This is a genomic window from Salmonella sp. SAL4457 (assembly GCF_046548235.1).
Taxonomy (GTDB): domain Bacteria; phylum Pseudomonadota; class Gammaproteobacteria; order Enterobacterales; family Enterobacteriaceae; genus Salmonella; species Salmonella enterica.
The window spans coordinates 81599-102609 of sequence record NZ_JBGDZO010000001.1 but is presented as its reverse complement, the minus strand read 5'-3'; the positions used below and the strand labels follow the sequence as shown (position 1 = coordinate 102609).

Below are 21011 nucleotides of genomic sequence, written 5' to 3'. Positions count from 1 at the left end.
CCTTCACTACCCGATTCGCTCTGGATCTCGCCCTTTTGAAACTACCGCATACCACATTAAAATTTATTGCAGAAAGATTGTCATCCCGGTCACTTATTATTGTAAGTGACCGGAAGTTCATTCACCTATCGCGCCATATATCTTAAATGTTTTTCATATATATTAATCGTATTTCACATAGATCAGCGCAGTCGCTTTTAGATCGCCTGGCTTTATATTGTCTCGGTCATAAACATAATAACTAGCGATAATAGGGATTGTTATCATATCACTGTTGAGCGGCGTGCCTACTTGATCCACTTTCCATAACGTTGAAGCATTACCCTGCTCTGCTGTATTTGAAATATTCACCGTTTTTCCACCGCTCTCCAGTATAAATCCGACGCCATTATTCACAGCACCACGCAACACAGAATAGCTATCTGGTATTAAATCACTGCTGGAGAGATAAACCGTCATTTTACGCGATGTTTGTTTAGCATTACCAAAAAGATTATCACACTGGAGTCGAATATTATCCGCGGCATTTTTGTTGCTGACCTTGCCTGTGTTATATAATTCAGAAAGCGCAATATTCGGTAGCGTGATCGTCAGATCTTCAGGTTTGCAGGTTGTCTGCTTGCGATCGTAGGACACAAACAGATCAAATGAATATAACCCTGCACCTCTAAGATAACTATTATAATCTGCGGCACAGGCATTCCAACCTCTTCCTGCTAGCAGGCACCCTAAAAACCGCAAACCGGCCGTAAACTGAGTTGCAGAAGAAGCGCTTGTTATTGATACCACCCCGTTGATTAGGACACTGTTCCCACTACCGGCAGAAATATTTACATTCGCCCCAGAGGAAGCGGGTTCAACCGTTACCGTATAGCCCGTTGTAAACGGCATTGTGAGAGTATTATTATCTGCCCAGGCGATTTTTAACTTCAGTTTTACTGTATCATTGTATAATCCCACGATGATATCGGAAGGATCCATACGCGTTATCTTATAAGTCCCTGAACAAGTTGTATCGTTAAAATTATGGCTATAAGTTGCGGACTGATTAGGGTTAATCGTAAAATCCTCACGAATAATTAAATTATCCTGATAAGTAATTTCTCCCGTACAGGCTGCGTATGTTTCAGGTAAAATCAATAACATCACGATAAAAAGAAAGAGTTTCATTTCACCACCTCACCACTACCGACAAATATAAACTTTACTTTCATCAACCGTTTTACCAAAGGTGATTGAACATGAAAGCCCCTGCTCTTTATCTACTGGTACACTGACTTCGGGCGGAATATCATTCGTTCGAATAAATAGCTGACTACCTTGTCCAACAATGCCCACATTATGACCATGATGATCTACTACATCATAACCAAAAATAAGAGGCGAGCCATCAGGACGCTGCGCTTTAATAAACCATGGTTTACGCTGGTCGGTATCAAAATTCACTAGCACGACGGCCCCTCGGTACGGGGCGGCAACTTTACGGTTACCGCGTAATTCCGTTTCACTGCTACTTTGCGACACATCAAGCATAAGATGGTTTTCGCGATATGGCGTAAGGTTGTCATAAACCACCGTTCCTTTTTTATTGGTGGTCCGATATTTTTGGCCGTTAACGTAGGCTCCTTCAAGTCCCGGAGCCTGCATAATCGCAAAGGTATCTGAAAGCCGGCTGGATAAATTCAACCCGCCACTCCAGGCTACAACCCACCGGAAATACTTCCGCCGGTCTGAGTATAATTGGACGACTGGCTGTAACTACCATTAAGCGTTGCAACGGGCGTATTCCAGGTTAAATTCGTCCCCGCTGTGGTCTCACTATCCTGTCGCTGATGACTAACATTCACGCCGTAATTAAATTGATCGCGACTGCCTGCCGTACCGGTTAAACCAATATTGTTTGAGGTAAATCCATCATCATCAAAGGTCGTCGAGTTCGACACATTCAGATGACGCCGCGGGGTAGTAATACCGTCCCCCCAGTCAAAGGGAATTGAAATAAACAGGTTAAAACGTTTATCTTCATTATGATCCTCGTCGTAAGTCTGACTGGCGGATAACGTATAATTAATTTTCTGGAACGTATTGGAATAGCTTATTTGATAATCTTTACTGGTGCCGCTACGTCCCCAGTAATCACGCCATAATGCACTCAGTGATACTGCGCCCCATCCTTCTGGCAAGGATTGGCTCACATTAGCTGAAAACGTATTTTTACGCCCAAAATCGTTTTGATAATAATCAGCAATATCGTATACATCATTCTTATCGCGACGATAGTTATTTTTATTATTGGCCCAGACATGATCGTTAAATGTGCGGTAATCCTGTGATGAATACCGATACGCAGCCAGACCAAACCGAGTTAATGTTTGGGTCAGGTATTTATTATAAGCAATCTGATAACTCTGACCATCAAATACATCGCCATTATCCTGTTTACTGTGCGCTCGCGTAGCGTCAAGCGAAATGGCGCCAATCCGGGTATTCCACCCCGTGCCGAGGGTAAACGCATTATAATGGTTCGATAGCATCGTACCGCCATAAAGCGTCAACAGGTTATTAAGGCCATACTGATAACTGATTTGTGTAAAATCGGCCTGATTATCGGCGCCTTCAATATGACTACGGCCGGCGGAAAAATCATACTTAGAGACGCCAGGCTGCAACATGTTCGGTACGGAAGCGTAAGGCACCAGCCAGGTATTTATCGAACCATCCGCCTCACGCACGGTGACATCAAGATCCGCGCCACCGCCCGCGAGTTGCAGATCCGCAATGGAAAAGGGGCCAGGAGGAACCTCTTTCTGATAAACAACGAATCCGTTCTGTTCGATGGTTACCAAAGCGTTAGTCTGTGCAATCCCCTGCACCAACGGCGTAAAATTCTGTTTCGAGTTTGGCAACATTTGCATATCGCGAAACAGGCGAACGCCGGTAAATCTCACAGAATCAAAAATCTCTGACGAGGTATACTGATCCCCGGCGCGTAATGTGCCGAGGAGCTCAGCGATACCGCGCTCCAGATACAATGTGTTGCTTTTCCACTCACCGCTGCTGCCATCGGTTTTATTAAATGTGGTATCCGCATGCGCTTGCCAGCCCAACAGATTGAAACCGCTATTGAACCGAACGTAAGTACTTTCACTACTGCCAGAATTCTTATAGTCACTGTAATACTGGCTGGCATAGTAAGAAGTATAAAATGCATTGATGCCGCGATCCCAGTTTTCAGGCAATACATAACCCGCCTCGACCTCATTTACATAGGCCTGGGGAACGCTCAAATCCAGCCGAAAAACGCCAATATTAAAAGTATAGCCACCGCTTCTCACGACATCTTTTAACGCAATACAATCCGTTGCTCCCTGCGGTTGCAGACCATCGCTTATCACACCAATATTTTTCAACAACTCAGTTGAAATACACGTGCTACCGGGATCATCGGCAACAATGATATCGTATTTACCTCGCCATTGATTGTTGACATAAATATCCAATTCGTACTGTCCCGGAATTGGCTTATTCTCATCCAGATGGAAATTTGTTATTTTTTGATCTCTCATTCCCCCCACCATAAAATGGGTATCAAACGTTTCCGTCGCGATAGCCTGCGTTTGCCAGGTAAACAGAGTCAATAAAACAAGCGAAGCGATGGGCGTCATCCTTAGCATGATGAACTCCTGTTTATTTTACATTAATTTTGCTACTAATATAGTTACCATTATCATCAATAATCGTTACTTCATACTGGCTTGTTGACGCATATTTCATGTTAATATTTTGCGTCGATAGCGGTGGCAGCATGATAGTTTGATCATTAATCTTAGTATTTCCTGCTTTTACATCCGTCACGGTAATCCAGTTTGCAGTATCATTTTTCATGATGACAGTTTTATTACTGCGAAATAAACCAATCCTCTGAAAACTGTCTTTGGTTACGGCGGCAATTCGACTGGGGCGCCATATTAATTTTATTCGATTCTGCATTGCGAATTTAAGCACATTTTTACCGGCGTTTTCCTGGCTGTTTGGTGGAATATCAAGCACATTCAGATAAAACAGACTTTCTTTGTTGTCCGGTAAGCTATTAGGCATTTTCTTGATTTTGATCTGCTGACCAGACTCAGCGGCAACGCGCGCCACTGGCGGCGTCAGCATAAATGGCACCTGAATTTTTTCTGGCGGTAATGAAGTGTTACCGTCATCAATCCAGGACTGTACCAGCGAAGCTTGCTCGCCCTGATTCACCAATTGTACAACGACTTCTTTCTTCTCTGCCGGGTAAATCACACGCGTACCATAAATAACAATACCAGCATGCGCAGGCAAAATTATGGCAGATAATAATACTGCAGATAATATTTTCATATTTACACGGCCTTGCTTATAAAAAACCGGCGACGAACGCCGCCGGTTGAATAAATTAGTCAGTAACAACCGTTAAAGTCAGTGTTGAGCTAACATCACCAGAAGCAACATCACCGTCTAAACGCGCATAGCGTGCTAAAAAAGTCAGGTCGTATTCACCGCTGCTATTTGGATCTAGTGTCACCCCCGTCTCTGGATCAATCTGATTATCCGTACTTCCGTAGTAAACCGCAAAACCGACACCTTTGGCAGACCCGTTATTAAATGTGATATCGTGGCTGTCAAATTGCGTTGAAGAGAAGGTAATACGCGGCGCTACACCCTGTTGACATTTTATTTTCAACGGCATCTGAGTTTGATTAGTTACTGCGTCATAAATCTGACCCGGGGTTAAATTAATTATTTTATCCGCACCAATTTCATTCAGTCTAATTTCAGCGGTGTTCGTACCCAAAAATTGACAGGTAGTACCAACCACCTTTCCGTTAATATTCAGAACGCCTGAATCATACTCATCAACAGCAAAAGCCCCAGCGCTCATAAATACAGCAGACAATACAGAAGCAGCAATAAGTGAACGTTTCATAATCTCTTCCTTAATGAAGTAATTTCTATTTGTTAAGAGTTATTAACCCTTGCAACGAAAATTCTCATAGACAGGAAGTTATCGCAATGTAAACACGATGTTTTGTTGATTTAAAACAATTTACAGATTGCAATATAATTGCAACAAATAATCATTGCTTATCATTATTTTGTAAACTTATTAATTTCCGAAATTTACTGCCCTTAAATATAAACACAACAAATAAAAAAGCCCATATCATTGATATCAATGATATGGGCCTGCGGAATTAATAAGAATTAGTCGTAATGATTAACAACAATCTGTCGGGTGCTATCACCAGGCACCGTGTATAGCTGCGTTGTCACACCTCTCATCGGCGTAGCGGCGGGTGTTTGCAGAGTTGAAACGTGGATAGTGTTGCCGCAACGCTGCTGCAACTGTGCGTTTACCACTTCTGTACTGCACGTTGGCGCGGTCACTTTTCCACTGATGGTTAATGTTGCGGTGTCGGAGGCAAAAACAGGTACGCTTATCCCATAAGCCGAAACTATAATTCCCATCAGCAAATATTTTTTCATAGTGAGTAATTGTTCCTCTGGTGAACGTCAAACAGTATGCAGGCCGTCCTGATGAGCAGTATGAACGTATCGATACCTTAAAACCAATTGAAAAAATAAATCAGTAGGATAGGTATGATCAATTCAAATAATGTTTTTGCCGATTATTTCAGATAAACACCTGTCTGTTTAAGCAGGAATTAACAATGCGGGGGCTATTATTTTATTAATACATTCACTGCATCAATATATATTAATGCAGTGAATGTCATATTCTCTTTGGAATACGTCAGGAGGATTACACCGCGCGGAAGGCGATTTCTCCCGGAATCACTTCACCCTGCCAGTAAAGCTGTGCCGCAACGCGATCGGCCAGTTCGCGATAGATCGCGGTAAATTCGCTCTCCGGACGGCTAACCACCGTCGGCGTACCGCGATCAAGATCTTCGCGCAGACTAATATGCAGCGGCATCTGACCCAGAAGCTGAGTATGGTATTTTTCCGCCAGCTTCTGCGCGCCGCCCGTGCCGAAGATCGGTTCGTGATGGCCGCAGTTGCTACAAATATGCATACTCATATTTTCCACAATGCCGAGCACCGGCACTTCCACCTTCTCGAACATCACGATACCTTTTTTGGCGTCGATTAGCGCGATATCCTGCGGCGTAGTCACCACCACCGCGCCGGTAACAGGAATGTTCTGCGCCAGCGTTAGCTGAATATCCCCGGTTCCCGGCGGCATATCCAGTACCAGATAATCCAGATCCGGCCACAGCGTCTCCTGCAACATCTGCATCAGCGCCTTACTGGCCATTGGGCCGCGCCATACCATCGCGTTATCGTCAGTCACCAGATAGCCGATCGAGTTGGTCGCCAGGCCGTGAGACATAATCGGCGCCATATGCGTACCGTCTGGCGATGTTGGGCGCTGATCTTCTGCGCCAAGCATGGTTGGGATCGACGGACCGTAAATATCGGCATCGAGAACCCCGACCTTTGCGCCTTCAGCCGCTAACGCCAGCGCCAGGTTTACCGCCGTGGACGATTTCCCCACCCCGCCTTTACCGGAGCTCACGGCAATGATGTTTTTCACGCCATTAATGCCAGGCTGATTTTTGACGCGTTTCAGCGTCGCAATGTTGTACGACAGTTTCCAGTCGATCGCTTTTGCGCCCGTAATACGTAACAGATCGGCGCTGCATTGCTCTTTTAATACCTCAAACGCGCTGTTCCAGACGAACGGCATGACCAGCTCAACGTGCAGCGTATCATCCATCCAGGCGACGTGGTGCAACGCCTTAAGCGTGGTGAGGTTATGCTTCAGGGTTGGGTGCTGAAAATTCGCCAGCGTCCCGGCGACCATCGCTCGCAGGGTATCTGGTGATTTGGCCTGGGATTGTTCGTTCATCCCGACTCCTTTTGTAGTTCTGAAAAGTACGATTGTAACTTTGTAGTTTACTCCAGCGGTAACAATTATTCATTTACGGATAAATGCCCTTATCGATTGGCGCAGTAATTACCATTTTGGTACTATCAAAGCCCTTTTTTACAACAGAAGAAGTAATACCCACTATGACTCAAGTCGCGAAGAAAATTCTGGTAACGTGCGCGCTGCCGTACGCCAACGGCTCTATCCACCTCGGCCATATGCTGGAGCACATCCAGGCTGATGTCTGGGTCCGTTACCAGCGAATGCGCGGCCATGAGGTTAACTTCATCTGTGCCGATGACGCTCATGGCACGCCGATCATGCTGAAAGCGCAGCAGCTTGGTATTACGCCGGAGCAAATGATCGGTGAAATGAGCCAGGAGCACCAGACCGATTTCGCCGGTTTTAATATTAGCTACGACAACTACCACTCAACGCACAGCGACGAGAATCGCGAGCTGTCCGAGCTGATTTATACGCGCCTGAAAGAGAACGGTTTTATTAAGAACCGCACCATCTCTCAACTCTACGATCCGGAAAAAGGCATGTTCCTGCCGGACCGATTTGTGAAAGGCACCTGCCCGAAATGTAAATCCGCAGACCAGTACGGCGATAACTGTGAAGTGTGCGGCGCGACCTACAGCCCGACCGAACTTATCGAACCGAAATCCGTGGTGTCCGGCGCGACGCCGGTAATGCGTGACTCCGAGCACTTTTTCTTTGACCTGCCGTCATTCAGCGAAATGTTGCAGGCGTGGACCCGCAGCGGCGCGCTGCAGGAGCAGGTGGCGAACAAAATGCAGGAGTGGTTTGAATCCGGCCTGCAACAGTGGGACATTTCCCGCGACGCGCCGTATTTTGGTTTCGAAATCCCGAACGCGCCGGGCAAATATTTCTACGTCTGGCTGGACGCGCCGATTGGCTATATGGGCTCCTTCAAAAATCTGTGCGATAAGCGCGGTGACACGACCAGTTTTGATGAGTACTGGAAAAAAGACTCCGATGTCGAGCTGTACCACTTTATCGGCAAAGACATCGTCTATTTCCACAGCCTGTTCTGGCCTGCCATGCTGGAAGGCAGCCACTTCCGTAAGCCGACCAACCTGTTCGTTCACGGTTACGTGACGGTGAACGGCGCGAAGATGTCTAAGTCTCGCGGCACCTTTATTAAGGCCAGCACCTGGCTGAAACACTTTGACGCCGACAGCCTGCGCTACTACTACACCGCGAAGCTTTCTTCACGCATTGATGACATCGACCTGAACCTGGAAGACTTTGTCCAGCGCGTCAATGCCGATATCGTCAATAAAGTAGTCAACCTGGCCTCGCGTAACGCCGGTTTTATCAATAAGCGTTTCGACGGCGTGCTGGCGGCTGAACTGGCCGATCCGCAATTGTATAAAACCTTTACTGACGCCGCTGCGGTGATTGGCGAAGCATGGGAAAGCCGTGAATTCGGTAAAGCTATCCGTGAGATTATGGCGCTGGCCGACATCGCTAACCGTTATGTTGACGAGCAAGCGCCGTGGGTGGTGGCTAAACAAGAAGGCCGCGACGCGGACCTGCAGGCCATTTGCTCAATGGGCATCAACCTGTTCCGCGTGCTGATGACGTATCTGAAACCGGTACTGCCGACGCTTTCTGAACGCGTTGAAGCCTTCCTGAACAGTGAGTTGAACTGGGATGCCATCGAACAGCCGCTGCTCGGTCACAAGGTCAACACCTTTAAGGCGCTCTACAATCGCATCGACATGAAGCAAGTTGAAGCGCTGGTTGAATCGTCTAAAGAAGAGGTGAAAGCCGCAGCCGCGCCGGTTACCGGCCCGTTAGCCGACTTCCCGATTCAGGAAACCATCACCTTTGACGATTTCGCCAAAATTGACCTGCGCGTAGCATTGATTGAAAATGCTGAGTTCGTAGATGGTTCTGACAAATTGCTGCGTCTGACGCTGGATCTGGGCGGCGAGAAGCGTAACGTCTTCTCCGGCATTCGTTCCGCCTACCCGGACCCGCAGGCGCTGATTGGCCGCCAGACGGTAATGGTCGCCAACCTCGCGCCGCGCAAAATGCGCTTTGGCGTCTCCGAGGGAATGGTGATGGCCGCAGGACCTGGCGGGAAAGATATCTTCCTGTTAAGCCCTGATGACGGCGCGAAGCCTGGCCAACAGGTGAAATAAGCAACAAGCCGGAGCATGCTCCGGCTTTTTTAACCGCTTAATCCTGACTGGCATATCACCCCATCCGCGTGTTTTAACTTTTTCCTTAATAAGCAATAGCGTTAAGACTCCATATCCGGACTGCTAAATAACGGCTAAAAGTCATATTCTATCTCTCCCTGATACATTGCTATTACTGGGTTAAATTAATTCATTGAAATTATTTTAAAAACCCAATCATTATATAAAATGGAGTTTAGATGAAAATTTCTGGCAAGTTATTGTCCGCGGCTTTGGCTTCCGTACTGGTGTTCTCTCTTGCTGGCTGTGGCGATAAAGAAGAATCAAAGACCTTTAACGCAAACCTGGCGGGGACAGAAATTTCAATTACTTACACCTATAAAGGTGACAAAATCATTAAGCAGACGTCTGAAAGTAAAATCAGCTATGCCACTGTAGGCGCTAAAACGAAAGAAGATGCCGCCAAAATTCTCGATCCGCTGAGCGCGAAATATAAAAATATCGCCGGAGTGGAAGAAAAATTAACCTATGAAGATACCTATGCCCAGGAAAACGTCTCTGTGGATATGGAAAAAGTGGACTTTAAAGCGTTACAGCAAATCTCAGGGACGATGGTGTCCGGCGATACCAGCAAAGGTATCAGCATGAAACAAACCCAGACGCTGCTGGAAGCTGCTGGTTTTAAAGAAGCGAAATAACTGGCAGGCATAATGTATTGCATCGACTGGTAAAGTCGCTCAGGGCGCTGCTTCGGCAGCGTCTTTTCTTTATGAATTCCGAAAAAAGACAGCCTCGCTGTAAGTCCCCTCGCCAAAGCCTATAATCCCTGAATTCTTGGCCACACCAATACTTAACGACAAGGAATTGTTATGCAGGTTCTACGTCTTATGGCACTGCCACTATTCGCGCTCTCTCTATCGGTTAGCATAACTGGCTGCGATCAGAAAAACGATACTCTCCAGGGAAAGCAAAATAACATGACAGCGTTTATCAAGAAGATAGCCGCTAGCAAAGAGTCAGAGGAAACACAACGCTATGTAGGTAATCTCAACGGTATTGAAATCAAGTTAACCTATTACTACAAAGGGGATATCGTTTTACGTCAAATATCTGAACATAAACTACTTTATAAGACCCTGAAAGCCAATAATAAAGAAGAAGCACAAAAAATGCTGAGTCAAGTCGGCGAAGCTTATCAGGGTATGCCGGGTTTGACTGAACGAATCGACTATTATGATAGCTATGCTACGGAATATGTGGATATTGATTTTACCCAGGCAAAAATAAGCGACCTCTGTAAATTGCCAGGATCATCAATTGACAACTGTTCCGCGTACTATCTGTCAATGATTCGCTCGCAGAAACTGTTGGAAGAGAGCGGATATCATAGAATCAATTAGTATAATAATGCGTTTTCCCGGTCAGACAGGACGCTGCCGGGAACAATACCGCAGAATTACTTCGCCGCGTGTTCACGGGCTGCCAGACCGCGCAGAAAATAACGCATAAACTGATCGCCGCATTCGCGGAAGTTCTTATGGTCCGGCGCGCGCATCATCGCGGTGATCTCTGGCATTGAGACACGAAACAACTGACCGGTAAGTATCGCCAGGATATCATCTGTTTTTAGCGAAAAGGCGATACGCAGCTTTTTCAGCACAATATTGTTGTTGATACGACGTTCCGCCGTCAATGCAGGCGCCGCCTCATCTTTGCCGCGTTTTTCATAAATGAGGCCATTGAGAAATGAGGACAACACGATATCCGGGCAACGCTGAAACCCCTCTTCCTCTTCTTTGCGCAACCAGATTGCAATCTGCTCCGGCGTAGCATCAACGTTACCCAGCGCCAGGATACGCGCCAGATCGGTATTATTAGCTTTTAAAATGTAGCGCACGCTACGCAGAATATCGTTACTCAGCATGAGGCCTTCGGTCGTTTCTATGGCAAAACGATATTCTAACAGTCTTTTACAGGCCAATCGCCTCTTTTAAACTTTTCAGATAGCGACGGCTTACCGGCACCGTCAGGCCGTTGCGTAAAATCAGCTCTGCCTGCCCATTATCCTCCAGCCGTATTTCCTGCAAATGGGCCATATTCACCAGAAACTGACGATGACAACGCAGTAGCGGCGTCCGGCTTTCCAGCGTGCGCAGCGTCAGCTCGGTAAACCCCTCTTTCCCTTCACTGCTGGTCACATAAACGCCGCTCATACGGCTACTGACAAAGGCGACATCATCCATTTGCAACAAATAGATCCGGCTGTGTCCGGTACAGGGAATGAATTTAAGCGCCTGCTGGTTTTCCGGCAACAACGAAACATCCTGTTTACTGCGCTCCTGACGCAGACGATGTAACGTTTTTTCCAGCCGTTTCTCCTCTATCGGCTTGAGCAGATAATCAAAAGCGTGTTCTTCAAAGGCTTTGATGGCGTATTCGTCAAACGCGGTTAAAAAAACGATATACGGGCGGTGTTCCGGATCAAGCATTCCTACCATCTCCAGTCCACTGATACGCGGCATCTGAATATCCAGAAACAGCACATCAGGTCGCAACTTATGTACCGCGCCAATCGCTTCTACCGCGTTCGCGCACTCTCCCACAATCTCAATGTCATCCTGCCCCTGGAGCAAAATCCGCAGATTTTCCCGCGCTAACGGCTCATCATCCACAATCAGCACTTTAATCATGCGTCCTCCTCCAGTGGAAGTCGTAATGTAATTCGGGTAAAACAGTCCGGCTCGCAGGCCACGCTAATACCATAATCATCGCCAAAGTGTTCGCGCAGACGTTTATCAACCAGACTCATCCCCAGCCCGCTACTGCCGGCGGAAGGCTGATACAGTCCCGCATTATCCTCAATATCTAACATCAAATGCTGCCCTTCGCGCCGGGCGCGAATAGCGACGTTGCCGGTATCAAGCAGTTGCGACGTGCCATGTTTAATGGCGTTCTCAACAATCGGCTGTAATGTAAACGCAGGCAATTTCTGACGTGAAAGCGTCGATGGAACATCAAGCTGTACCTGCAGACGCGACTGAAAACGCGCTTTTTCAATTTGCAGATAAGCGTTTACGTGTTCAATTTCATCCGCCAGCGTGACGATTTCCGACGGGCGTTTTAAATTTTTGCGAAAAAAGGTCGACAAGTACTGCACCAGTTGGCTGGCCTGTTCGCTGTCGCGGCGAATCACCGCTTTAATGGTATTGAGCGCGTTAAACAGAAAATGCGGGTTCACCTGCGCGTGCAACAGCTTGATCTCTGACTGCGTCAGCAACGCCTTCTGCCGTTCATACTGCCCGGCCAGGATCTGCGCGGATAAAAGCTGCGCAATACCCTCTCCCAGGGTGCGGTTAATTGAGCTGAACAGTCGGTTTTTCGCTTCGTACAATTTAATGGTGCCCATGACTCGCTGATTTTCGCCACGCAGCGGGATCACCAGCGTCGAACCGAGTTTACACTGCGGGTGTAGCGAACAGCGATACGGCACTTCGTTGCCATCGGCATAAACCACCTCTCCGGTTTCAATTGCTTTCAGCGTATAACCTGATGAAATGGGTTTGCCCGGTAGATGGTGATCGTCGCCAATACCAGTAAAAGCCAGCAGTTTTTCGCGATCGGTGATGGCGACGGCGCCAATATCCAGCTCCTGATATAACACCTGCGCCACCTTCATACTGTTCACTTCGTTAAATCCCTGACGCAGAATCCCCTCCGTTGACGCGGCGACCTTCAGCGCGGTAGCAGAAAATGCCGAAGTATATTTTTCGAACATGGCGCGCTTATCGAGCAAAATACGCATGAACAGCGCGGCGCCAACGGTATTCGTCACCATCATCGGCGCGGCAATATTACTGACCAGATGCAAGGCATCGTCAAACGGCCTGGCTATCAGTAAAATGATCAGCATCTGCACCAGTTCGGCAATACACGTAATTGCTCCCGCCGTCAGCGGGCTAAACACTTTGTCCGGGCGTCCGCGACGTATGAGAACGCTGTGTACCAACCCGCCCAACAGCCCTTCGACGATGGTGGAAATCATACAGCTCAGCGCCGTCATGCCGCCCATAGAATACCGATGTAACCCACCGGTCAGACCGACCAGCCCGCCGACGACCGGCCCGCCGAGTAGGCCGCCCATCACCGCGCCAATTGCGCGGGTATTGGCAATCGAATCTTCGATATGCAGCCCAAAATAAGTGCCCATGATGCAGAAGATAGAAAACGTGACGTAACACAGAAGCTTGTGCGGCAGACGAACCGTGACCTGCATAAGCGGGATGAACAGACGCGTTTTACTCATTAGCCACGCAATGACCAGAAACACGCACATCTGCTGAAGCAGCAGCAACACCAGATTAAACTCGTACATACCCGCAAACCACACTTCAATTAAAAGCGCGTAACATACATTGAGTACGATTAACTTTCTTTGAACTGTTGCATAAAAATATGAATTCGTGAATACGATCACTTAAACACCCCGCCGCAACCCGCTACTTCGCGTTTTAATGCATAAAAAACAGGCAAAACTTCCTGGTTCGTAAAAGAGCGTCTAAAGTTAAACCGGGACCTCGCGAGCAAGGGTGAAACGATGGCGCTTTACACAATTGGTGAAGTGGCTTTGCTTTGTGATATCAATCCTGTCACGTTGCGCGCGTGGCAGAGACGTTATGGACTTTTAAAACCACAGCGAACGGATGGCGGTCATCGTCTGTTTAACGATGCCGATATCGACAGAATCCGCGAAATCAAGCGCTGGATAGATAACGGCGTTCAGGTCAGCAAAGTCAAAGTGCTGCTCAGTAGCGACAGTAGCGAACAACCTAACGGCTGGCGCGAACAGCAGGAGATCCTGCTGCACTACCTGCAAAGCAGTAATCTGCACAGTTTACGGCTATGGGTCAAAGAACGCGGTCAGGATTATCCAGCCCAAACATTGACCACTAACCTGTTCGTCCCACTGCGGCGACGATTACAGTGCCAACAACCCGCCCTTCAGGCGCTGCTCGGCATTCTTGACGGTATCCTGATCAACTATATTGCGCTCTGCCTGGCGTCTGCGCGTAAGAAACAGGGAAAAGATGCGTTGGTGATCGGCTGGAATATCCATGATACCACCCGCCTGTGGCTGGAAGGTTGGGTCGCCAGCCAACAGGGATGGCGAATCGACGTGTTGGCGCATTCGCTTAGCCAGTTCCGCCCGGAACTGTTTGACGGCAAGACGTTACTGGTATGGTGCGGAGAAAACCAGACGCTGGCGCAGCAGCAGCAACTCCTGGCATGGCGTGCCCAGGGACGCGACATTCATCCCCTTGGCGTTTAAACAGCAGCTAACAAATTCGCTTTAATGTATACTCTTTTTATTAACATAAGGAGTACATAATGCGCGTAGCGAAAATCGGGGTGATCGCTCTTTTCCTGCTGATGGCTATTGGCGGTATCGGCGGCGTGATGCTGGCAGGTTACAGTTTTATTTTGCGTGCCGGGTAAGCGCGCGCGTCAGCCTTTCAAACAGGCGGTCGATAATGATCGCCGCCAGCGCCACCAGCAGCGCCCCCTGGATAACATAGGCCGTATTAAAGCCGCTAAGCCCGATAATGATCGGCGTGCCTAACGTACTGGCCCCCACCGTTGAAGCGATGGTCGCCGTACCAATATTGATAATCACCGAGGTTCGGATGCCCGCCAGAATCACCGGCGCGGCCAGCGGCAGCTCAACCTGATACAACTGTTGGCGACGGCTCATTCCCATACCGCTGGCAACGCTCATCACGCTGGCAGGCACCGCGCCCAGCCCGGCCAGGGTCGCCTGCAGGATGGGCAACACTCCATACAGGATCAAGGCGATAATGGCTGGTTGCTGACCAAAACCCATGACGGGTACCGCGATCGCCAGTACCGCCACCGGGGGAAAGGTCTGCCCGACGGCGGCGATAGTCTCCACCAGGGGACGAAACTCTTTCCCACTTTCTCGCGTGACCGCAATCCCTGCGCCGACGCCCACCACGACGGCAAACAGACTTGAGATGCCCACCAACCAGAAATGGGCGAGCGCGAGGGCGGCAAAACTCTCCTGTTGGTAGACCGGGCGCGGCAAATCGGGAAACAGCGCGGCGAAGAACGGCTGGCTATAAGGCAATCCAAATAGCAGAAGCAAGAACAGAACAATAAGCCAGAGAAGCGGATCACACAGTCGTTTCACGGGGGGACGTCTCCGAAAGCAGATCGCGGAAATGGAGCGTACCGCAGGGCTCGCCCTGCTGATTCGCCACCGGCAGGACGTCGCACCGACGGGCGACAAACATCGATAGCGCATCGCGTAGCGTCATCTCTTCCACCAGCGCGTCGCCGCTGAGCTGTTCATGCCGACGTACATAATCGCCTACGCTACGTAACGAAAGCAGCCTTACGCCCAGCTCGCTGCGGCCAAAAAATGCCTGCACGAAATCATTTTCCGGCGAGGTCAGCATAGAAAGCGGCGATCCCTGTTGGATAACGTGGCCCCCGTCCATCAGCACCAGATGGTCGGCGAGGCGTAGCGCCTCGTCGATGTCGTGCGTCACCAGTACGATGGTGCGCCCCAGCAGCTGATGAATGCGGGTCATCTCCTGCTGCAATGCGCCGCGCGTTACCGGATCAAGCGCGCCGAAAGGCTCGTCCATCAGCAATACCTGCGGATCGGCAGCCAGCGCCCGCGCAACGCCGACCCGCTGCTGTTGCCCGCCGGAAAGCTGATGCGGATAACGATCGCGCAGCGCGCTTTCCAGACCCAATAATGCCATCAGTTCATCAATACGATCGTTAATCCGCGCACGCGACCACTTTTGTAGTTGCGGTACGGTGGCGATATTTTGCGCCACCGTCCAGTGGGGAAAAAGACCGATAGACTGAATGGCATAGCCCATGCGACGGCGCAGTTCAAGCACCGGCAGGCTGCGGATCTCTTCCCCGGCAAAACGGAGCGTTCCGCTATCATGCTCTACCAGCCGGTTAATCATCTTCAGAGTGGTCGATTTTCCCGAACCGGAGGTGCCAATTAACACCGAAAAGCTGCCTTCGCTAAAGTGCAAATTGAGGTCGCTAACAGCCTGTTGATCGCCGAAGGTTTTACTGACATGGTTAAATTCAATCATCGGTTGCTCCCTTCAAAAACGCGATCCATAAATCAAACAGCGCGTCGATCACTACCGCCAGCGCAATCACCGGAATGACGCCCAACAGGACTAAATCAATGGCGCTGCTCAATAGCCCCTGAAACACCAGCGCGCCGAAACCTCCCGCGCCAATCAGCGCGGCGACGACGGCCATTCCCACTGTCTGAACCATTACTACCCGCAGGCTACGTAAAAAGACCGGCAGCGCCAGCGGCAGTTGCACATGCCTGAAGCGCTGGCCGCTACTCATTCCCATTGCTCTTGCGCTCTCCAGCACATCGCGCGGCACCTGATTGAGCCCGGCGACCACGCCGCGCACCAGCGGCAATAACGCATAGAGCACCAGCGCTATCAGTGCAGGCGTCATGCCGGTTCCCGCGACGCCGAATTCGGCAAGCCACGGAAACTGTTTCACCAGCCCGGCCAACGGCGCAATCAGCAGGCCAAACAGCGCGACGGAAGGGATAGTCTGGATCACATTCAGCACGGTAAACACCGGCCCCTGGCGTGAGGCGGAAAAATAACACCAGACGCCCAACGGTAGTCCGATCGCCAGCGCCGGCAGCACCGTGCCCGCCAGTAACATCAAATGTTGCACCAGCGCGGCATCGAAAACATCCTGGCGGTTGGTATACTCTTTCAGAAGCGAGAGGTTGTCGAACGTGCCTGAAAACAGCAGCACCAGCGGGACAATGACAATTTGCGCGTGCAGCAACCAGCGCCACAGCGGCCCAACGGTAATACGGCGGATCGCATCGCTACAGGCCAGCAACATCAGACCGAGGCCCAGCCACAATCCACTTCCCAGACTGGTACGCGCCAGCGGGCTGCCCTCCTGCGCCAACTGGGTCGCCGCCCTGCCGACTCCCCACAGCATGACAATAAAAAGCGTCTGCGCCAGCATCAGCGTCAGTACGCTACCGCGTTTACCGGGCACAAAGCACAGCGTAAACAGCGCGCATCCCGCGCCAGTCAGCATCCAGATGGTCGCCGGCCAGATCTCCCATAACTGGCGCCCCTCGCCGCTCACCAGACGATTCGGGGCGTAATTAATGAAAGGCAGCGCGACAGCAAGCAGGGCCAGAACAACCAACAGCAACAGCACACGATTAACCGTAATTTTTTTGGCAGCGTCACTCACAGATTACTTCACCCACCCTTTTTGTCGGAGGTAATCTGCGGCGACTTTTTTCGCATCCAGCCCTTCTACGGCGATTCTGGCGTTCAACTGTTGCAGCGTTTTCTCATCAAGGCTGGCGAAAACGGGCTGCAGCCAGTCGGCTATCTGCGGATAGGCCTGTAACACCGATTCACGCACTACCGGCGCGGGCGCATAGATAGGCTGGACGCCTTTCGGGTCGCTCAGGGTTTGCAGACCCAGCGCGGCGACCGGGCCGTCGGTGCCATACGCCATCGCGGCGTTAACGCCGGATGTTTGTTGCGCGGCGGCTTTGATCGTGACCGCCGTATCGCCGCCCGCCAGCGACAAGAGCTGGTTCTGATTCAAGGTAAAATCATAGGCTTTTTCAAATGCCGGCAGCGCATCCGCCCGTTCGATAAATTCCGCAGACGCCGCCAGTTTAAAAGTGCCGCCCTCTTTCAGATAACGGCTGAGATCGGCAAGCGAGGAGAGTTTATTTTTTTCAGCGATGTCCTGGCGTACCGCGATGGTCCAGGTGTTATTTGCCGGCGCAGGCGTCAACCAGACCAGCTTATTCTGCTCCGCATCCAGTTTTTTGACTTTCTCAAAGCCTTGCTTTGCATTTTTCCATGCCGGATCGTTTTCATCTTTAAAAAAGAACGCCCCGTTACCGGTGTATTCCGGATAGATATCCAGCTCTCCGGCGGTAATCGCGCCACGAACGACTGGCGTCGTCCCGAGCTGAATTTTATTGACCGTTTTAACGCCGTGGCTTTCCAGTACCTGCAAAATCATGTTGCCGAGCAGTGCGCCTTCGGTATCAATCTTTGACCCGACCGTCACGGGCGATGCCGCCTGTAGAGGTAAACTCACCGTCGCCAGCAACGCCAGCGAACTTACCCATAGCTTTGAGATCGTCATGATGCTTTCCTCATCCTTTTACGGCCTTTTTCAGAGACTTGAGAAAAAAGCATAGTTGAAAAGTCTGCGTTTAACCTGGGATTTTCCGGCAGTTTAAGTGACGTGGCAGGCAATAAAAGGGGGGACAGAAAAAGTCATTGCCAGACAGGGCGCTGCTATCGCGCCCTGTTGACGGCAGGCTTACAGTAGCTCGAACGATCCTTGTTTAACGCGAGCGGAATCCACGCCGATAAAGACGTTGAACTTGCCGGGTTCCGCGTCATATTTCATCTGCTGATTCCAGAACTTCAACGCCTCGATATCAATCGGGAAACTCACGGTTTTACGTTCGCCGGGCTTGAGGGTGATTTTTTCAAAGCCTTTTAATTGCTTCACCGGGCGGCTCATTGACGCCGTGACATCCTGTAAGTACATCTGGATGACCGTAGCCCCTTCGCGTTTACCGGTGTTCGTGACCTCTACGCTGGCCGTGACTTTGCCGTCGCGTTGCATTGTCGGTGAGGAGAGCGTGACGTCAGACACCGTAAATGTGGTGTAGCTCAGACCGTAACCAAACGGATAGAGCGGGCCATTCGCTTCGTCAAAATAGCGTGAGGTGTATTTGTTTGGCTTTTCAGGATTATACGGGCGTCCCGTATTGAGATGGCTGTAATAGACCGGAATTTGTCCCACCGAACGCGGGAAGGAGATCGGCAGTTTGCCTGACGGGTTGTAATCGCCAAACAGCACATCGGCAATGGCGTTGCCGCCTTCCGTCCCGGCAAACCAGGTCTCCAGAATCGCATCGGCCTGTTGATCTTCTTTTACCAGCGCCAGCGGTCTGCCGTTCATTAATACCAGTACCAGCGGCTTACCGGTGGCTTTCAGAGCGGTGATTAAGTCGCGCTGACTCTGCGGAATGGTGATATTGGTACGACTGGAGGCTTCATGCGCCATCCCCTGCGACTCGCCTACCACTGCGACCACTACATCGGCCTGTTTCGCCGCCTGTACGGCCTCATCAATCATCGCCTGCGGTGAGCGCGGATCGATTTTCACCGCCTCTTCATACAGGTTTAAGAAATCGACGATGCCTTTATCATTAGTGATATTCGCCCCTTTGGCATAGAGGATCTTCGCCCCGTCGCCGACGGCATTTTGAATACCCGCCAGCACCGTCACTGACTGATTCGCGACCCCAGCAGCAGACCAGCTTCCCATTACATCACGTTGACTGTCGGCCAGCGGCCCAACAACGGCAATGGTGCCCGATTTTTTCAACGGCAGCGTTTCCAGACGGTTTTTCAGCAGTACCACACTTTCCCGCGCCACTTCCCGCGCCTCTTTACGATGCAGGCGGCTTTCGGCATTGGTGTCCACCGGATCGCTCTCTTTCGGCCCCAGATGGCTATAGGGGTCGTTAAACAATCCCATGTCATATTTTACGTTGAGCACATGGCGTGTCGCGTCGTCCAGTTCCGCCATCGTCACTTTGCCCGACTTAATCAGACCCGGCAGATATTTGCTGTAATACTCATCCGCCATGCTCATATCCACCCCTGCCTTTAGCGCCACGCGCACCGCATCTTCCGGGTCGGCCGCGGTACCGTGTTTAATCAGTTCTTTAATAGCGCCGTGGTCGGAAACGGTAATTCCCTTAAAGCCCCACTCATCGCGCAGGACATCTTTCAGTAGCCAGGAATCTGACGTCGCAGGCGTGCCGTTCAGCGAGTTCAGCGCCACCATCACCGCGCCGCTCCCCGCATCCAGCCCCGCTTTGTACGGCGGCATGTAATCATTAAACAGGCGCTGGGAACTCATATCCACGGTGTTGTATTCTTTACCGCCTTCAACGGCGCCATAGGCGGCAAAATGTTTCACGCTGGTCATCACCGAATAGCGGTCCGCCGGGCTTTTGCCCTGCATCGCTTTCACCATGGTTTCGCCCATGATAGAGGTTAAATATGTATCTTCGCCAAAGCCTTCGGAGGCGCGTCCCCAACGCGGATCGCGGGAGACATCCACCATCGGCGCCCAGGTCATATTCAGGCCGTCGTCCGCCGCTTCATACGCCGATACGCGTCCTACGGTTCTTACCGCATCCAGATTAAAAGAAGAAGCCAGACCGAGGCTTATCGGGAAGACGGTTCGCTGGCCGTGTACCACGTCATAGGCAAAAAAGAGAGGAATTTTCAGGCGGCTCAACGCCATCACCTGATCCTGCATTTGACGGATATCCTGGCGGGTGACGGTATTGAAAATCGCCCCTACCTGCCCGTCTTTGATCATCTCGCGAATCGCTTCTTTCGGGTTATCAGGGCCGACGCTAATCAGACGTAACTGACCAATTTTTTCATCGACAGTCATTTTCTTGAGTAAATCCGTGACGAACGCGTCGCGCGCTTCGGGCGTCAGCGGGTGATTGCCAAACAGGTTTTCCGCCAATGCTGGCTGCATCGCCAGACTCACAGCAACACCTACTGAACATAACCATTTCATGTTGAGTCTCTCTTTATCTTTATCCCGACGAGGCGGTAAAAACAGAATAAAAACCGCAGTTTGCCATAAGCCTAAACGCGAGAGGAGAAGAAAGCGAAGGTTATTCTCCTAATTTTCCGCACAGTCGAATACACAACCGCCAGCAAATGGTATCAAGGCGGCAAATGAATACCACCAACACAGAAACAATTTGAATGAGAAAGCGTATTGTC

At 50.2% G+C, this 21011-nt stretch carries 18 protein-coding genes and 1 pseudogene; 5 read left to right on the top strand and 14 right to left on the bottom strand.

Annotation, left to right across the window (positions count from 1 at the left end):
• Positions 1-162: 162 nt before the first annotated feature.
• The 6 genes and pseudogenes from ACLJNW_RS00505 to apbC form a co-directional block, all read right to left on the bottom strand.
• Positions 163-1170 carry a putative fimbrial-like adhesin protein gene (locus ACLJNW_RS00505; RefSeq protein ID WP_000765279.1) on the bottom strand — a complete coding sequence of 336 codons (1008 nt, stop codon included), beginning with the start codon at positions 1168-1170 and terminating at the stop codon, positions 163-165.
• Between the two features lie 15 nt (positions 1171-1185).
• Positions 1186-3674 (bottom strand): annotated as a pseudogene (locus ACLJNW_RS00500) (fimbrial biogenesis outer membrane usher protein).
• Between the two features lie 13 nt (positions 3675-3687).
• Entirely contained in the window at positions 3688-4371 is a 684-nt protein-coding gene (gene stcB / locus ACLJNW_RS00495; RefSeq protein ID WP_000698775.1) for a fimbrial biogenesis chaperone StcB, read from the bottom strand.
• Positions 4372-4426: 55 nt separating this feature from the next.
• A complete protein-coding gene (gene yehD / locus ACLJNW_RS00490; protein WP_000830686.1) occupies positions 4427-4957 on the bottom strand; it encodes a fimbrial protein YehD in 531 nt (176 codons plus the stop codon).
• A 278-nt stretch (positions 4958-5235) separates the two neighbouring features.
• Complete coding sequence (locus tag ACLJNW_RS00485) at positions 5236-5517, bottom strand: YehE family protein (protein ID WP_000760404.1); 282 nt, start codon at positions 5515-5517, stop codon at positions 5236-5238.
• 277 nt (positions 5518-5794) lie between these two features.
• Complete coding sequence (apbC, locus tag ACLJNW_RS00480; protein ID WP_001005424.1) at positions 5795-6904, bottom strand: iron-sulfur cluster carrier protein ApbC; 1110 nt, start codon at positions 6902-6904, stop codon at positions 5795-5797.
• A gap of 164 nt (positions 6905-7068) precedes the next feature.
• Here apbC and metG point away from each other — a divergent pair, with 164 nt between their 5' ends.
• The 3 genes from metG (at position 7069) to ACLJNW_RS00465 (ending at position 10502) form a co-directional block, all read left to right on the top strand.
• On the top strand, positions 7069-9102 hold the full coding sequence (metG, locus tag ACLJNW_RS00475) for a methionine--tRNA ligase (protein ID WP_024154558.1): 2034 nt from the start codon (positions 7069-7071) through the stop codon (positions 9100-9102).
• A gap of 239 nt (positions 9103-9341) precedes the next feature.
• Positions 9342-9800 (top strand): YehR family lipoprotein, encoded by a 459-nt coding sequence (locus tag ACLJNW_RS00470; RefSeq protein WP_000703137.1) that lies wholly within the window; start codon positions 9342-9344, stop codon positions 9798-9800.
• Between the two features lie 171 nt (positions 9801-9971).
• Positions 9972-10502 (top strand): YehR family lipoprotein, encoded by a 531-nt coding sequence (locus tag ACLJNW_RS00465; protein ID WP_001197951.1) that lies wholly within the window; start codon positions 9972-9974, stop codon positions 10500-10502.
• 56 nt (positions 10503-10558) lie between these two features.
• On the opposite strand, the gene ACLJNW_RS00460 is transcribed toward ACLJNW_RS00465, so the two are convergent.
• The 3 genes from ACLJNW_RS00460 to ACLJNW_RS00450 are packed head-to-tail and all read right to left on the bottom strand — an operon-like array spanning position 10559 to position 13474.
• A complete protein-coding gene (locus ACLJNW_RS00460) occupies positions 10559-11026 on the bottom strand; it encodes a DUF1456 family protein (RefSeq protein ID WP_000950413.1) in 468 nt (155 codons plus the stop codon).
• 46 nt (positions 11027-11072) lie between these two features.
• Positions 11073-11792, bottom strand: coding sequence for a two-component system response regulator BtsR (btsR, locus tag ACLJNW_RS00455; RefSeq protein ID WP_000598637.1), 720 nt, complete (start codon positions 11790-11792; stop codon positions 11073-11075).
• Positions 11789-13474: a sensor histidine kinase gene (locus ACLJNW_RS00450; protein WP_000272845.1), complete on the bottom strand. Its 1686-nt coding sequence runs from the start codon at positions 13472-13474 to the stop codon at positions 11789-11791. The genes btsR and ACLJNW_RS00450 overlap by 4 nt, the downstream gene beginning before the upstream one ends.
• A gap of 222 nt (positions 13475-13696) precedes the next feature.
• On the opposite strand from ACLJNW_RS00450, the gene mlrA reads away from it, so the two are divergent.
• Both mlrA and ACLJNW_RS00440 read left to right on the top strand, forming a co-directional pair.
• Positions 13697-14428: an HTH-type transcriptional regulator MlrA gene (gene mlrA / locus ACLJNW_RS00445; RefSeq protein WP_001240418.1), complete on the top strand. Its 732-nt coding sequence runs from the start codon at positions 13697-13699 to the stop codon at positions 14426-14428.
• Positions 14429-14487: 59 nt separating this feature from the next.
• On the top strand, positions 14488-14595 hold the full coding sequence (locus ACLJNW_RS00440) for a protein YohO (protein ID WP_001261696.1): 108 nt from the start codon (positions 14488-14490) through the stop codon (positions 14593-14595).
• Here the strand turns inward: ACLJNW_RS00440 and ACLJNW_RS00435 are convergent.
• The 5 genes from ACLJNW_RS00435 to bglX all read right to left on the bottom strand — a co-directional run bounded on the left by ACLJNW_RS00435 (position 14576) and on the right by bglX (position 20799).
• Positions 14576-15307, bottom strand: a complete 732-nt coding sequence (locus ACLJNW_RS00435; protein ID WP_000824854.1) for an ABC transporter permease — start codon at positions 15305-15307, stop codon at positions 14576-14578. The genes ACLJNW_RS00440 and ACLJNW_RS00435 overlap by 20 nt on opposite strands.
• A complete protein-coding gene (locus ACLJNW_RS00430; protein ID WP_023204661.1) occupies positions 15291-16238 on the bottom strand; it encodes an ABC transporter ATP-binding protein in 948 nt (315 codons plus the stop codon). The genes ACLJNW_RS00435 and ACLJNW_RS00430 overlap by 17 nt, the downstream gene beginning before the upstream one ends.
• Positions 16231-17400, bottom strand: coding sequence for an ABC transporter permease (locus tag ACLJNW_RS00425; protein ID WP_023204662.1), 1170 nt, complete (start codon positions 17398-17400; stop codon positions 16231-16233). The genes ACLJNW_RS00430 and ACLJNW_RS00425 overlap by 8 nt, the downstream gene beginning before the upstream one ends.
• 3 nt (positions 17401-17403) lie before the next feature.
• The gene (locus ACLJNW_RS00420; protein ID WP_000155876.1) at positions 17404-18321 is read right to left on the bottom strand and encodes an ABC transporter substrate-binding protein; all 918 of its coding nucleotides are present in this window, start codon (positions 18319-18321) and stop codon (positions 17404-17406) included.
• A gap of 180 nt (positions 18322-18501) precedes the next feature.
• On the bottom strand, positions 18502-20799 hold the full coding sequence (gene bglX, locus ACLJNW_RS00415; RefSeq protein WP_000871560.1) for a beta-glucosidase BglX: 2298 nt from the start codon (positions 20797-20799) through the stop codon (positions 18502-18504).
• Positions 20800-21011: the final 212 nt, after the last annotated feature.

Bases quoted from the DNA above. Each gene is read 5' to 3' on its own strand.
- ACLJNW_RS00505 (WP_000765279.1), bottom strand. From the start codon at position 1,170: ATGAAACTCTTTCTTTTTATCGTGATGTTATTGATTTTACCTGAAACA.
- stcB (WP_000698775.1), bottom strand. From the start codon at position 4,371: ATGAAAATATTATCTGCAGTATTATTATCTGCCATAATTTTGCCTGCG.
- yehD (WP_000830686.1), bottom strand. From the start codon at position 4,957: ATGAAACGTTCACTTATTGCTGCTTCTGTATTGTCTGCTGTATTTATG.
- ACLJNW_RS00485 (WP_000760404.1), bottom strand. From the start codon at position 5,517: ATGAAAAAATATTTGCTGATGGGAATTATAGTTTCGGCTTATGGGATA.
- apbC (WP_001005424.1), bottom strand. From the start codon at position 6,904: ATGAACGAACAATCCCAGGCCAAATCACCAGATACCCTGCGAGCGATG.
- metG (WP_024154558.1), top strand. From the start codon at position 7,069: ATGACTCAAGTCGCGAAGAAAATTCTGGTAACGTGCGCGCTGCCGTAC.
- ACLJNW_RS00470 (WP_000703137.1), top strand. From the start codon at position 9,342: ATGAAAATTTCTGGCAAGTTATTGTCCGCGGCTTTGGCTTCCGTACTG.
- ACLJNW_RS00465 (WP_001197951.1), top strand. From the start codon at position 9,972: ATGCAGGTTCTACGTCTTATGGCACTGCCACTATTCGCGCTCTCTCTA.
- ACLJNW_RS00460 (WP_000950413.1), bottom strand. From the start codon at position 11,026: ATGCTGAGTAACGATATTCTGCGTAGCGTGCGCTACATTTTAAAAGCT.
- btsR (WP_000598637.1), bottom strand. From the start codon at position 11,792: ATGATTAAAGTGCTGATTGTGGATGATGAGCCGTTAGCGCGGGAAAAT.
- ACLJNW_RS00450 (WP_000272845.1), bottom strand. From the start codon at position 13,474: ATGTACGAGTTTAATCTGGTGTTGCTGCTGCTTCAGCAGATGTGCGTG.
- mlrA (WP_001240418.1), top strand. From the start codon at position 13,697: ATGGCGCTTTACACAATTGGTGAAGTGGCTTTGCTTTGTGATATCAAT.
- ACLJNW_RS00440 (WP_001261696.1), top strand. From the start codon at position 14,488: ATGCGCGTAGCGAAAATCGGGGTGATCGCTCTTTTCCTGCTGATGGCT.
- ACLJNW_RS00430 (WP_023204661.1), bottom strand. From the start codon at position 16,238: ATGATTGAATTTAACCATGTCAGTAAAACCTTCGGCGATCAACAGGCT.
- ACLJNW_RS00420 (WP_000155876.1), bottom strand. From the start codon at position 18,321: ATGACGATCTCAAAGCTATGGGTAAGTTCGCTGGCGTTGCTGGCGACG.
- bglX (WP_000871560.1), bottom strand. From the start codon at position 20,799: ATGAAATGGTTATGTTCAGTAGGTGTTGCTGTGAGTCTGGCGATGCAG.